At 64.0% G+C, this 13,381-nt stretch carries 10 protein-coding genes and 1 pseudogene; 4 read left to right on the plus strand and 7 right to left on the minus strand.

The features are described 5' to 3' along the window. Nucleotides 1–2: 2 nt before the first annotated feature. Together htpX and ACIQ9G_RS03495 are read right to left on the minus strand one after the other, a co-directional pair. A complete protein-coding gene (gene htpX, locus ACIQ9G_RS03490; RefSeq protein WP_403605614.1) occupies nt 3–926 on the minus strand; it encodes a zinc metalloprotease HtpX in 924 nt (307 codons plus the stop codon). Between the two features lie 107 nt (nt 927–1,033). Further along, nucleotides 1,034–1,291, minus strand: coding sequence for a hypothetical protein (locus ACIQ9G_RS03495; protein ID WP_403605617.1), 258 nt, complete (start codon nt 1,289–1,291; stop codon nt 1,034–1,036). Between the two features lie 328 nt (nt 1,292–1,619). On the opposite strand from ACIQ9G_RS03495, the gene ACIQ9G_RS03500 reads away from it, so the two are divergent. The 3 genes from ACIQ9G_RS03500 (at nt 1,620) to ACIQ9G_RS03510 (ending at nt 7,409) form a co-directional block, all read left to right on the plus strand. Then, nucleotides 1,620–1,889: a hypothetical protein gene (locus tag ACIQ9G_RS03500; protein ID WP_403605619.1), complete on the plus strand. Its 270-nt coding sequence runs from the start codon at nt 1,620–1,622 to the stop codon at nt 1,887–1,889. A 1,072-nt stretch (nt 1,890–2,961) separates the two neighbouring features. After that, the gene (locus ACIQ9G_RS03505) at nt 2,962–5,574 is read left to right on the plus strand and encodes an NB-ARC domain-containing protein (protein ID WP_403605621.1); all 2,613 of its coding nucleotides are present in this window, start codon (nt 2,962–2,964) and stop codon (nt 5,572–5,574) included. Between the two features lie 653 nt (nt 5,575–6,227). Further along, nucleotides 6,228–7,409: a hypothetical protein gene (locus ACIQ9G_RS03510; protein WP_403605625.1), complete on the plus strand. Its 1,182-nt coding sequence runs from the start codon at nt 6,228–6,230 to the stop codon at nt 7,407–7,409. A 232-nt stretch (nt 7,410–7,641) separates the two neighbouring features. On the opposite strand, the gene ACIQ9G_RS03515 is transcribed toward ACIQ9G_RS03510, so the two are convergent. After that, nucleotides 7,642–8,394 carry a hypothetical protein gene (locus ACIQ9G_RS03515; protein WP_403605627.1) on the minus strand — a complete coding sequence of 251 codons (753 nt, stop codon included), beginning with the start codon at nt 8,392–8,394 and terminating at the stop codon, nt 7,642–7,644. A gap of 56 nt (nt 8,395–8,450) precedes the next feature. Further along, entirely contained in the window at nt 8,451–9,296 is an 846-nt protein-coding gene (locus ACIQ9G_RS03520; protein WP_403605630.1) for a sigma factor-like helix-turn-helix DNA-binding protein, read from the minus strand. On the opposite strand from ACIQ9G_RS03520, the pseudogene ACIQ9G_RS03525 reads away from it, so the two are divergent. Further along, nucleotides 9,295–10,487 (plus strand): annotated as a pseudogene (locus tag ACIQ9G_RS03525) (ATP-binding protein); the annotation flags it as partial. The gene ACIQ9G_RS03520 and the pseudogene ACIQ9G_RS03525 sit on opposite strands and share 2 nt — an antisense overlap. Nucleotides 10,488–10,584: 97 nt before the next feature. Here ACIQ9G_RS03525 and ACIQ9G_RS03530 read toward each other — a convergent pair. The 3 genes from ACIQ9G_RS03530 to ACIQ9G_RS03540 form a co-directional block, all read right to left on the minus strand. Continuing rightward, on the minus strand, nt 10,585–11,034 hold the full coding sequence (locus tag ACIQ9G_RS03530) for a hypothetical protein (RefSeq protein ID WP_403605633.1): 450 nt from the start codon (nt 11,032–11,034) through the stop codon (nt 10,585–10,587). Continuing rightward, complete coding sequence (locus tag ACIQ9G_RS03535; protein WP_403605636.1) at nt 11,031–12,281, minus strand: IS256 family transposase; 1,251 nt, start codon at nt 12,279–12,281, stop codon at nt 11,031–11,033. The genes ACIQ9G_RS03530 and ACIQ9G_RS03535 overlap by 4 nt, the downstream gene beginning before the upstream one ends. Before the next feature lie 134 nt (nt 12,282–12,415). Beyond that, nucleotides 12,416–13,210, minus strand: a complete 795-nt coding sequence (locus ACIQ9G_RS03540; RefSeq protein ID WP_403605639.1) for a hypothetical protein — start codon at nt 13,208–13,210, stop codon at nt 12,416–12,418. Nucleotides 13,211–13,381 lie beyond the last annotated feature (171 nt).

Genomic DNA, 13,381 nt, shown 5'->3' on the forward strand with positions numbered 1-13,381 from the left:
CCTCAGCCCGCCTTCCCGGGCGTCGCGGCCTCACCCAGCTCCGCCGAGATACGGCCCAGTTGCTCCAGCCGCTGGTCCAGGCTCGGGTGCGTGGAGAAGAGCCGCGCCAGGCCCGGTTCGGAGCCCAGCGCCGGGGTGATGTAGAAGGCGTTGAAGGCCTGCGCGGTCCTCAGGTCCTTCGTCGGGATCCGCGCGATGTCCCCGGTGACCTTGGTGAGCGCGGAGGCCAGCGCCGAGGGCCGGCCGGTGAGCAGCGCCGCCGCCCGGTCCGCGGCCAGCTCCCGGTACCGGGACAGCGCCCGGATGAGCAGGAAGCTGATCGCGTACACGGCCGCCGAGACGCCCATCACCGCGGCGAACACCACCAGGGTGTTCTGGTCCTTGCGCCCCCGTCCGCCGAACAGCTCCGAGTAGAAGGCGAACCGCACGATCAGGCCCGCGATCACGCCCAGGAAGGACGCGATCGTGATCACGGCCACGTCCTTGTGCGCGACGTGCGACAACTCGTGCGCGAGTACGCCCTCCAGCTCCGCCGGCTCCAGCCGCCGCAGCAGTCCGGTGGTCACGCACACCACCGCGTTGTCCGGGTTCCGTCCGGTGGCGAACGCGTTCGGCATTTCCATGTCGGACACGGCGACCACCGGCTTGGGCATGTCCGCCATGGCGCACAGCCGGTCCACCACCGCGTGCAGCTCCGGGTACTCCTCGCGCTCCACGACCCGGCCGTGCATCGCGAACAGCGCGATCCGGTCGGAGAACCAGTACTGGGCGGCGAGCACGGCCGCCGCGATCACCACGACCAGCACCCAGGACTTCAGCAACACGATCAGCGCGGCGACGAACGCCACGTACAGCAGCCCGAGCAGGAACAGCGTGACCCCCATGCGCACGGTCAGCCGCCGATCGCTCCGGAAGCGGCTCTGCATCTGCACCACCCCGCAGTCAGGCACTCGTCCCGCTGTCCAGTGTGCACCTGCCGTGTCCCATGAGCGGGTCCCGAACGGCCCTGGCCGGGGCAAAAGGTCCCTTTGTGCTAGTACCCCGTGCGCATCTGGGCGTACCCGAGGAGCAGGATCACCGCAGCCACGCAGCCGAGCACCACGACCGTCGACACCCACGCCGACCGGCGCGGCGCCACCGGGCCCGGGTCGGCGCGGAAGGGCACCGGTCCCGGCGGGCTGTGCTTCCAGCGGGCGGCCAGCATCCGGGCCCGCGCGGAGGGTTCCTTGTGCTCGGCGGCGTTCGCCCACCGGTGATCGAACTCGCGCTCCCAGTGGTCCTGTTCGGACATCCCCGTTCACCTTTCTCGTCCAGCGGAGCGGGCCGGGAAGAGCCCCGCTGTGTAGGACGTCGGATGGCGCCGAAGGTTGCACGGCGACCGCGTACCTCGTTCGGCCCAAGATGCTGCGCGGTCGAGGGGCGGCTAGCGTGAATCGGAGAGAGTCGACAACCGGGGGTACGCCCGCCGCTGACGAGATCCCCCTCGACCGGGGAGCGACAGCGTGGTCGCGCAGGCGGTGGCATCGCACCGAGGGCCGCGCCATCCCTTCCCGCCGCGGCCGCGGCAGTCCGTCCCGTGCCTCCGAAGCTCCGCACGAGGGTGGAAAGAAGGTACATCGATGAACGCACCACGCGTGAGGCGTCTCTTCGCCACGTCCGCCATCGGCATCCTGCTGGCCGGCGGCGCCGCCATCGGCACCGCGGGCACGGCCTCGGCGGCCGCCCCGGCAAAGGCGCCCACCGGCTTCAACCACTACTGCGACCGCGGTGGCTGGTGGGACGACGACGACTGCGGCTACGGCTACTGGGGCGGTTACGACAACGGCTGCTGGGGTTACGGCAACGGGTACTACGGCACGGGCGGTGCCGTGGTGATCTGGCTGGGCTGACGGACAGGCCCCGACGCACGTGCCGAGGGCCGCCACCCGAGTCGATCGGGTGGCGGCCCTCAGTGTCGCACCGCACCGCGCGGCGCAGCGTCTGTCACACGTCGAAGAAGTGATGGTGCGGCGCCGCTACCTTGGAGCCTTGTTCGCGGAGTCGCTCTGACCAGCAGGAACGCCGTCGCTGTCTGTTGTTCTTGGTAGTTGTTGACCATCCTCGGACGGCCCAGGGACGGCCCAGCGGTCGCTCACAACCGGTAGATAGCTAGCGGGCCCAGTGCGCCTTCCCCAAGCTGAGGCTTTACGTGTACCGCCCGCTGCCGGGCCCAACAGACCAGGCGCGCGGATGTATCGCTGCGCCCCCAGCGGCCTCAGCCAGGGTGCCAGCGCCGTCGGCCAGAGCAAGCCGCGATGGTCGGCACATGCCGACGGCGCCTGAGCCCTCAGCTTGGGAAGCTGCGAGCATGGATGCTGACCTGGGAGAACCCTAGGGTTGTGGCTCCATCGACGGCTCCTGCTTTCACCGTGAGCGTTTGTGCTGTCGCTCCTCGTCGTGCTGACTGTGGGTTGGTACATCCGGCGCCGCAAGTAGGCATGATCACCGCAATAGGAGAGAGAGGCTGGGCCCTCGGGTAGGTGATCTGCGGCTTCGCCGGCCGAGGGCTGGACACGGATGAACCTGCTAGCCACCCGTTGTTGACCGCTGCTGACCTCTGCATCTGGCACGGCTGTGGCACGGCGGTGCGTGCACCCCAACCGCAGAAGTTGGCCGCCTGCGGTGTTGTCACACAGTCCGACACTCACTCCCGCTAATGAATGTGCCCTGTTGTCCAAGAATGCCCCAGTCTTTGGCCTGCCCCTCAACGAGAGCTCGTGCCCGCATCTCCAGCTGCAACGAACATGCGCGCGTTCCAGTGACATGCGCGTTAGTTGGTGGCAACATCGGAACTTCGGTGGCGCCAACTTTGGAGACTGGGTGATTCCACACACTCGTATGACGCGGTCCCGACTTTACGTCCTCGTTGACTCCGTTGAAGCTGATATGCGGAATCTTCTCATCCGGTACGTGCTCGATCACATGGACGAGGAATCCGCGTTGGGGCCGAATTACGAGAAGGCCAACTTACGTCGTGAAGCTGATGGGCCAGGAGAGTCCGTCACTGCGGTGCAATACCTGGATATGCGTGAGGCTTATGATGTGCTGAATAGGCATCGCGAAAGCCTTCCTGCGGAGCTGGGTCGTGAATTGCAACAAAATACCCCGTCCATGGATTCGCTCGTTCCCATCAGAAATCGAGTCATGCATGGGCGTCCTCTGAAGGCCGGTGACCCTGAGACTGCAGTAAGCGTCTGCAGAGGTTTTCAGACCCGATACTGGACTACGCTCAAATCAATTTTGGACCACCTGGATGCGGATCCCACCTGGGAGCCCGCTTTCGAGGCACAGGGGCGACGTTCGGACCGGATCCTTCACAACCTTCCGCTACCGGAGTACGACGAGACAGGACTGATTGGTCGGTCTGAGGACTGCAAAAAAATAGTTTCCCATCTTGTTCGGCGAAGAGAGTCGATGCTCACAATCACCGGGGAGGGAGGAATCGGTAAGACAGCGACTGCGTTGGAAGCCGCCTATACACTCGTCGATGATCCTGAATCACCGTACGAATGCATACTTTGGGTTTCACTTAAGACTGAACGACTAACTGCCTCTGGCGTTGTCGGCATTGTGAACTCGATTAGGGACCTTACCGGAGCTGCGAGGCAGCTAGGGAAGGCCTTCGACACAGATTTTCGGGGCGGGATCGCAGAACTTGCTGACGCTTTGGAGGGCATCGAAACCCTTCTGATCGTAGACAACTTGGAAACGGTAGATGGTGAAGAGGTCGTAGCCCTTTACGAGCGGCTTCCCGATAGTGTCAACTATCTTTTCACGAGTCGGGTAGGCGTGGGGCAGTTCGAACGTCGAATCCCTCTCGGTCCCTTGAGGGAGAAAGACGCTTCTGATCTCTTCCGTCAATTCGCGCGATCAAGAGATGTTGCTCGGTTGGTACGTCTAGCGCCTAACACTGTCAAGGAGGTCGTAAAGAGGCTCAGATTTAGCCCGTTGGCTATTCGATGGTACATTCTCTCTGTGGAGGCCGGCGAGCAGCCAAACCTCGCACTTGCGAATCAGGATGAGCTCTTGGACTTCTGTGTGAGGTCCGTATACGAGGGCATGACACAAGCCACGCGAGGCATACTTCTGGCATTGTTTGCGTTGGAAAGAGACGTCACGTTCGACGAGTTGGCGATTCTTACCGAAGTTTCCATCGATTCGCTGCGTCGTTCCATACATGAGCTACTAAATGGCTCGATGGTTCGCCTCGAAAACGATGCGGATGGTTCGCTTGTTTCCAGGGTGAGTCTTACGGAGGCCGCTAAGTCCTACCTGAGGCGCGTGAACCCGCCGAACCCCGTTGCCGTCAATGCCGTTTTGGAGAAAGAGCTAGAATTCAGACGATCGGCTGAACGTCGGCGCAATGAGGAAAAGTCAAGAAAGCTCGCTCCCGGCGTTGTGCGTACACGTACCCGCAATGACGAGCCAGTTGCACACCTACTCAGAAGGGCCCTATTGGAGTCAAAGGAAGGAGACTTTTCGCACAGCCTCGCTCTGGTGGAGAAAGCTCGGTCCATGAGCCCTGACTTCTGGGAGGTGGACCGAGTGCAAGGGTTTATCCTATCCGCTCAGGGAAACGTTGATGCGGCGACGTCAGCTTACGTTGCGGCTCTGCGCAAGGCCAGGGGAAGCGACGATGGTCTTTCAGAGGCTGTCGTGGCTTACTTCTTCTCGGGCCACTTGGCGAGGAAGGCTCATGAGACGCATAGAGCTGTTGACTATGCGCGAATTTCCCATAAGTACTTCAATAGCGCCGAGACCGCACAAACACTTGGGTCGTACCTAATCTGGGTACAGGAATTTAGCGAAGGTCAACAGTACCTTGAATGGGCTTTGGAGCGTGCTGAGGGCAGGATCAAGCTCATCACCTTGACGTCCTTGGTGGACTCCTGGCGGCGCTGGTCGGAATATTTGATCGATCACGAGCACCGTGCCTCGGAAGCGGCCGAAAAAGCTCACGCCGGATTTTCTATCGGAGATCAAGGGATTCGTGGGGGGATCTCCGACCTGCGCCTATTTGATGCGGTGCTGGAAAGTTTCTCCCAATACATTCGTTGCATTACCTCCCCAGGTTTCGATGGTGCTGCTCGAGACCTTCAAACTATACGCATGGCAAAGCGAGTCAGCGCGCAGCTCTTCGCTTTTGAGGCATGTCGGGTGTGGCGTCATTTTCCTGGGTACATAGCGAAATTGAGACGTACAACTATTAACCTTGAGATCCAGGAACTATGCGACCTAATTCTGGATTATGCCCGTCCTCCATCTGATGCGGCGGACGTTGGCCAAGAGCCGCGACGAGATGACGTGGCCGAAGGGATAGTGAAAACATGGTGCGGAACTTACGGCTTTATTGCCCACCCGCGGTTCCCAAACAATGTCTTCTTCCCGGGCTCAGCCGTAGAAAATCGCAATCAGAACGTCGATGGGGACGATTTGACCGGATGCGCGGTTCGATTCATTCCGAAATTCGACGCTGATGGACGCGTGCGATCGAATTGGGTTCACCTTGTCCGAGGTGACCTGCCGAATTCCTAGTCCTGTAGGCGCCTCGTCGGTGCGGTAATCGAGAGTGGCGGAGTCTCAAACGGGCGCGGCAAGCCCCGGCAACTGCGGTCAGTAGCCGGTCTACCTATCAAGGGTCTCGCTGGCCAGCGAGACCCACGGTCTGAACTGCTCAGATGCCGTGGGCCCCTTGTCGTTGTTGGTCCACCTCGGGCACCCTCGCATGACCCAGAGACGGCCCGGGCTCCACCGTCGGCTGTCGCCAGCCTGAGGAAAACCTCTTCGTCGCGAAGCAACTTGATCGGGGCGTGTGCCCAGGGTCGAAGCGCCGTCCACCTGCGCTGACCGTCTGCCGACGTTCGTGCTCGTCCACCGGTGTGTCTCGGCGTTGTCACGCAGTTAGACACTCACCTGGCGACTCACGTGATCAGTCGTGAACTCAGTCCACGGTCTGTTCGGCCGCACGCAGGCCGGCCGACCACTTCTCCTCAGTGAGAGGAACTCGGTTGACCTGTCCCCTTGTTGAGCGCCACCATGCCGGGATGGGCAAGATGTCAGCCACAGCACATCACCTACATAGCCCGAAAAATCGGGATTACACGATTGACGTGTCGGGTGACGAGTTTAATGCACCCACCTTCGTCCCACGACTTTCCTTCAAAGGTGGCGGACTTCAATCCGTCCCGATGGAGAGTTTGGTCGAGTCGATCGCACAGGCGAGCGATGTGGCCTTCTTCTGCGACAACAGCATCTTTGAGGACGATGCGCCCACTGGTATCTGGGAGGCTTTGCTCGCGGAGCCTGGAAAGCTCAGGATCACCGTAGAGGTGATGGCCGAGCTCTTGCCTTGGCTGAAGGTGAGGCCTGAACATCCGGTCCTCAAGGCAATGCAGATGAAAGACTCACCCATAAAGATCGTCGGTATGCATACGCTCGCGGAGCACGACCGGGTTGCGGGCGCATACTACGTATCTCTCCTTAGGGCTAGAAGGAGGGTGATCAATATGCCCTGGATCGTTGAGGAGGCAACGCGCCTCTCGGCCGGGGGTGAGGCCTCCGTTACTCCCTATGCCGTGGCTCAGAAGGAGTTCGGGGAGAGGGCGGCCAAGCTGTCCCGTAAGGGAGTAAACGACAAGCTTGGAACAGATGAGGCCTTGGTCTTTCAGGCGGCGAGACACAGTCTAGAGACAGGGCAGAAGGCCATAATTTTGACCAAAGATAGCGACATTGAGGAACAGTTCTACAAGTTCTTCTGGCTCCTGGACACGCACTACAGGTCCATGCTCCTTGCGGACCGGTACTCGGAGTGCTTCAGTCAATTTCCCCTCCATGCCATGCCTGATGAGTTCAATGTGCGCCCTTTTCGCGGCAATTGCAATGCGCTCGTCCGGCGGCCTGAATCGCTTCTTCATGAGGTAATTCCCGATCGATTTCGATTCGTCGCCGTGAGTTGCTGGAGGATTGGCGCCAAGACTTCGATTCTGACTTTTGGTGCCGAACGTGAAATGTACAGGGTGTTGTACGTTAAGGGAAAAACGGGAGGGTTGAACTCTGATAGGTTGGGAGGAAGAAATTTTCATGCCTATTTGGCGCCCATGTCGCTCCCGATGAGTCTTCGCGGGTGCGCTGCCGTGGTCCATGACGTTAAATATCCTGTTCCCGGTTCGTCGGCTTTCGTGGCTGATTTGGATATTGAGCAGTCACTGTTCCCTGTGGAACGCCACGGGCACTACCGGCGGGTTCCCAAGGCGGTTGCAGAACGGGTACCTCTGCTACTGCCTGCTTCGAGCAGGCCAACCACTCGCCGAAGCAGCAAAACCAAAGGTCGGCGTAGCGACTTTGGGTTGGAACTGCCTTGGCGCGAGTGATCGCGGCCCCGTAAGCTTCCGGCGCGTCGGGCAGTCTGTGGACCTGCCCGTTAAAGCACGACGTTGGGGCCATGATCTTCGAAGCCTGCGCGCCGTGAGCGGAGCGAGCGGCGGCGCAACGGTTCGGCTACTGACGCTCGTGCTCCGATGGGAGAGCTTCCAAGACGGGCTCAGGGCCGTTGGTCGTCCCGGGGAGACCCGGAGACGGCCCGACTCCCGTTCGCCGTCCCCATCACCACTGACAGAAGGCGACCGTAGCGTCGTCGCCGGATTTGTACCGGGGCCAGCGGCGGCCGGTGGGGTCCGTCGCCTCGACCTTGCGGACGGTATCAATCAGTTCGCACGGTCCGCCCGCCCTGAGCGCGTCGAACACTTCGGACCACGTGGCCATCCCGTACTCGGTGACGAGCCGCGATACACCGTCGGACATCACAGCCGCGGCCCGCACCTCGCCGCCGGGCACCGTGCCGCTCAGGGCATGTTCTGCTGCTTCGGGAACAGCCGCCGCCACCCAATACCCATCAGGCGTGTTGCGGACTTGCCGCTGTGCGGATACGAGCTTCTGCAGAGCTTCTCTGTGCTGGTCGGTATGGGTCTCGTACTGCTCGACTTCGGCCTTCAAATCGGGCAGTACGTCGTCCACCCGGAGGTCTGTGATCACCGAAATACCATCGGCCCCATCGAACACGATGGGCGAGTCCGCGAGAACCAGATGGTCAAGGGATTCGGTGTTCTCTCTCAGGACCGCGACTGTGGCCGACGGGGTTCCCGGGTTGCCGAGATCGCACCCGGGGTGCAACTCCGCGACGCGTTCGATGGCATCGGCCAACCCGTCCGCAAGCGGTCGGTCCGCGGTCGAGAGGGCAGAGACGATTTGGCCGCCGAGGTGCGCGACGTACCACGGGACGCCGTGACGGCATCCCGTGTTCAGGCCCGCGGTGCTGAGTCCGTCCAGCACAACGGCGAGCGTCGGAGTGCCGGCCACCCAATCCTCGTTCGGGTTGGCTCCCCCCGGACGTGTGTCAAAACTGACGCGCATGATCAGCCCTCGTGTCGGTAGAGCGGGGTGACTCGGCGACTCTCCAGCACATCGAGTGTCTTGGGGTCGTAACGGCATGAGATGAGTGTGGAGAACCGGCGCGTGCGGACCTCCTTGTACAGCTCTGCGAGATTGTTTTCGAGGTAGTGCACAACTCCGTTCGCGCCGATGGCGTGGATTCCGGCGATGTACAGGAACGTCCCCCGTCCACCCAGACGGGGAAGCCGTCCCAGGTAACCAACGTCCCCCGCCGAGCCGTCCTCATCCATCGGGGACCGGTACGTGGTCCCCGCGGCCTGGTCCACCAGGTGCCACGCCTGATCCTTGGCGAACCGTAGGTTGTCGTCCCCTTCAAGTACCTGCGCGATGATCGGGGAGAGTCGTGGTCCGCAGACAACCACGTGGTTGTCGCGGTTCAGGTTGATGATTCCGGTCGGGGGGATCACCTCGTACTCGGCATCGAGCTTCATCCCGCTCAGCAACTTGCGCAGGTGCTCGAAGTTGTCGAGGTCCTCCCGTGTCACGACCTCGCTCGGGTTCTGGTCGGGCCCCTTGCCGGCCTCGTACTTGCCGCCGAGTGAGACGGTCACCGAGTCGGTGCCGAAGAACGCTCGCTCCGGGGGCGGGCCGGCGGACGCGAGTTGCCCGACCCGCCCGCGGCTCACACCGAGACTCTTGGCGATCTCAGCCTGAGTCATGCCGGACGCCTGCGCTTCCTCGATGGCCTCTCGACGGATGCGGGACAGCTCCAGCACCCACCCCTGATACGTCGCCATCAGGTCAATCGCGGCTTTGGCGCGGTCGACCGGGGCTGCGATCTCAGAGACCCGCTTCATGTCGTCGTGCATCCGCGTCGCTCCGGGATTCGACGGCTCGACCTGGCTCGACCTGGGCCGCAACGACGGGAAGTCCGTCCGCATCCACCCCACCGGATGGGACATCCTCACCCCCGTCCCTCGCGAGGTGTGCTGGCGCCGTACTCAGCTCACCGGGGAACTGCCCCTGCCGGCCAAGGACACCGACGGCAAGGGCATCGATCTGCTGCTGAGGCTGTGCAACTTCGCAAGCGCGGAGACCGAATGCCTGGCCATCGCTTGGCTGATCGGCTGCCTCGGGCCGTCCGTGCCCGTCCCCGCCCCCTTCCTCACCGGCCCCCAGGGGGCAGGCAAGTCCACCGGCGGACGGATGCTCGTGAGGGTCATCGAGGGCATGAGCGGCGACCTGCGCCGCGCTCCGAAGGACGAGGAGAACCTGATCGCGGCCGTGGCCGCCGGATGGGTCACCGCCCTGGACAACCTCTCCCACCTGGCCCCTGACCTGTCCGACCTTATGTGCTGCATCGTCACCGGCGCCGAGACCATCAAACGCGCCCTCTACACCGATGGCGACGTCGTCCGCGCTCGCTGCCGGCGCCCCCTGCTCCTGACCGGCATCGACGTCGGCGTCATCCGCCCCGACCTCGCCGAACGCCTCCTGCCCCTGCGCCTGGAACGACCCCGCACCCGGCGCACCGAAGCGGAACTGTGGGCGGAGTTCGCGGAAGCCCTCCCCGTCGTGCTCGGGTCCCTCCTCGATCTCACCGCTCAGGTGAGGGCGGCGGAAGCTGACATCCCGACCGACCTGCGCATGGCGGACTTCGCCCACCTGTGCGCGCAACTTGACGCGGCGACCGGTCTCGGAGTGCTCAACGCCTACCGGGCCAGCCTGGACGACCTCAACGACGACGTCATTGAAGGCGACCTGCTGGCGCAGACGGTGCTGAAGCACGCCGCCGGTCTGGAGTCGGGGGCAGAGCAGCGGATGACGTCCGCCGAGTGGCTGCACTGCCTCACCGGCCTCTACAGCGGCGAGGACTGCCGCTCCGTGCCCAAAGGCCGACCACCGGCAAGGTCCTCTCCGACCGCCTCAAGCGCCTTCAGCCCACCCTCGCCGCCCGCGGTGTCCTCATCGACTGGGGCCGCACCAGCAAGGCTCGGTACATCGAAATGACCCGGTCCCCGGCCACGCCGTCCCTGCACGAGCAACAGCCGGCGTTCTGACCAGCCGCACCGCCGGACGCCCCGCACAAGCAAGAAGAGCACCCGCCCCCGCGTGCTCTTCTTGCTGTTCGGCGGCAACGCCCGAGCCGAGCAATAGTCAAGAGTTGTGGGTGAGGCCCTCCGACTCGACGGCGGTGATCTCGGCTGCTGCGAGCCGAGCCTCCTCGCACACCTCTGGGTCGGGGTGATGGAGGAATGGCTCGATCAGGGGCCAGGCCTGCGGGTCGTGGGTGGCCCCGAGGATGTAGAGCGTGTGGACGAGGAGTTGGCGTTCCATCGTCGGCATGGCTGCCGCCGCCGGTTCGACGAGGGTCAGAGGCAGGCGGTAGTGGTTGAACGCCTCGCTGACCGAGTTCAGGGCTGACTCGCGCACCTTGGCCACCGGCTCGTTGACGGCCACGCTGACCAGACGTCCGACGACCAGGCGAGCGGAGTCAGCGTCGAGTGCGGCGCCGCGCAGGAGGTCTCCGAGGACGTCGGCGGCGACGTCCCTGCGGTCCGGATCGCGGTCGGTCAGTGCTTCAAGTGCCTCGAACATGTCGTTCATGCTGCCACCTCGGACCGCTCGACCAGGACGCCGTTTTCGAAGTGCGCGCCGGCGCGGACGAGCGGCACCAGGTGGGCGCCGGTGATCGCGCGCCATCGGGTCTGGGCGGACTCGACGAGCTTGAACACCATCGCGAGGGCCGCGGCCGGGCTGCCGGCGCCGCGGGTGACCTTGGTGCGGAGTTTGACCGTGGAGAAGGTCGACTCGATGGGGTTCGTGGTCCGCAGGTGGATCCAGTGCTCGGCCGGGAAGTCGTAGAACGCGAGTAGTTCGTCCCGGTCGTCGGTGATCTTCGCGAAGGCCTTGGGGAACTTGGCGCCGTAGGCGCGCACGAAGGCCTCGATCGCCTGCTCGGCGTGGCCACGGTCCTCGGCGTTGTAGATCTCCTGCATCGCCTTCGTCGCGCCAGGCTGGGCGGACTTGGGCAGGCAGTTGGTGACGTTGCGGGTTTTGTGAACCCAACACCTTTGGTGCCGTGCGGCCGGGAACACCTCGGCGAGTGCCCGCCACAGGCCCATGGCGCCGTCCCCGACCACCAGCTCGGGGTCGCGCATCCCGCGGCGGCGGCAGTCACGCAGAAGGTCGGCCCACGACTCAGTCGACTCACGGAGGCCCTCGGCGAGAGCGATCAGCTCCTTGGTGCCGTCCAGGCGGACGCCGAGCAGGACCAGGACGCACGAGTGGGCCTGGCCGAGGCGGACCTTGGGGTGCACGCCGTCGGCCCACACGTAGACGTAGTCGCGGTCGGACAGGTCCCGGTTCTGGAAGGCGGCGTGGTCGTCGCTCCACTGCCTGGTCAGCCGGGTCACGGTGGCCGACGGCAGGCCAGCGGTGCCGCCGAGGAACTGCTCCAGCGCGGGCACGAAGTCCCCGGACGACAGTCCGTGCAGGTAGAGCAGCGGCAGTACCTCGGGGATCTTCGGCGACTTGCGGCACCACGGCGCCAGGATCTTCGAGGAGAACCGCTTGCGCTCGCCGGTCGTCTCGTCCACGCGCCGGTCGTTGATCCGCGGGGCCCTGACCTCGACGGGTCCGGCAGCGGTGACCACGGTCCGGGATCGGTGGTGGCCGTTGCGGACCACCAGGCGCCGCCCGTTCTCGTCCTTGTCCGCGGCCAATTCGGTTATGTACTGGTTGACTTCCGCTTCCAGCGCGGCGGCCAGCATGCGTCGGGCGCCCTCGCGGACGATCTCGTCGATCAGGGAGCCGGACTGGGTGGAGCCGTCGTCGGTGACTACGCTGAGCACGGGCGTGCCTTCCCGACCCGCGCTGCAACGCGGGCCTACTCGGTGACCATCACAGGATCATTCGGGAAGGTACGCCCTCCGCGTTCCGCCCGGGGCTGATCCACAGGTCTTGAGCATTGCTCGCCCGAGCCTGATCAGCAGTGGCACAGTAGGCGAACGACGATGCAGTCCTCACGGAGCCCATCGAGGTACGCGGTGGTTTGTCGGGCGTAAGCGGCCAAGGGCTCCTCGCCGGGCAGGACGTTCGTGAACGGTCCTGGCCGGTCTGCCTCGATCCACTGCCCGTCCAGGGTCAGCAAGGCGGTAGAGGCAAGGGCCCACGACGCCGCGCTGTCCAAGTCCGGTTGGATGTCCCGGGTGAAGTGGGAGATCGGGTCACTTTCAGGCCCCAATACCCACAGGCCCAGGTTCGGATTGCGCTCCCAGGCCGAACGGTGGTTCAACGCACATACCAAGGGCTGGGCATGGTGGTCTGCAACAGCCTGCTCGCGGGGATAGCCCTCCGAGTTCGCACGGTGCCGTTCCAGGAACGCGCTCAGCGGCTCGGCCGAAGGGTGGTCAGCGACGAGACGTGCGAAGTCCTGCTGCTCGGCCTGCCACCGGGCTCGGGCCTCATCGACGGCTCCGGCCTTGGTGGCTTCGAAGTCCAGCAGGCCCCGCGGTCCGCCATCGCAGCGCAGTGGCTGGCGCGCACGCGGTTGGCCGGCCGGATAGGTCGGCTCGTGGATCAGACGCGGATCGCCATCGAACTCCGGCCTGACGGCGAAACCGTCGTCGGCATCGATGCGCCACCAGTCCCATTCACCGTTCGGGTTCCACTCGCCATCAGGGAGGTTGATGTTGAACGGCGCCATCACGGCGTCCAGCGCCGCGCGCAAGTCCCTGAGAGCGGTCGGCGGCAGGCACACGTTCAGGTAGAACTTGCTCACGACCACCCCTGTGCTCACTGATCAGCAGGGGATGATCTTAAGGGTGCCGTTCGCCGCTGTCCTGTGGTTTGCTCCGCCATCGGTCGGACAGGGGCGACAAGCGGCGGCAGGTCCGGAAACAGGCCGTCGGCCGTGCCCTTCCAGCGGAGGAAGAGCACGGCCGACGGCCCA

Origin of the sequence: Streptomyces sp. NPDC096152 (assembly GCF_044763235.1) — a bacterium.
GTDB lineage: Bacteria > Actinomycetota > Actinomycetes > Streptomycetales > Streptomycetaceae > Streptomyces.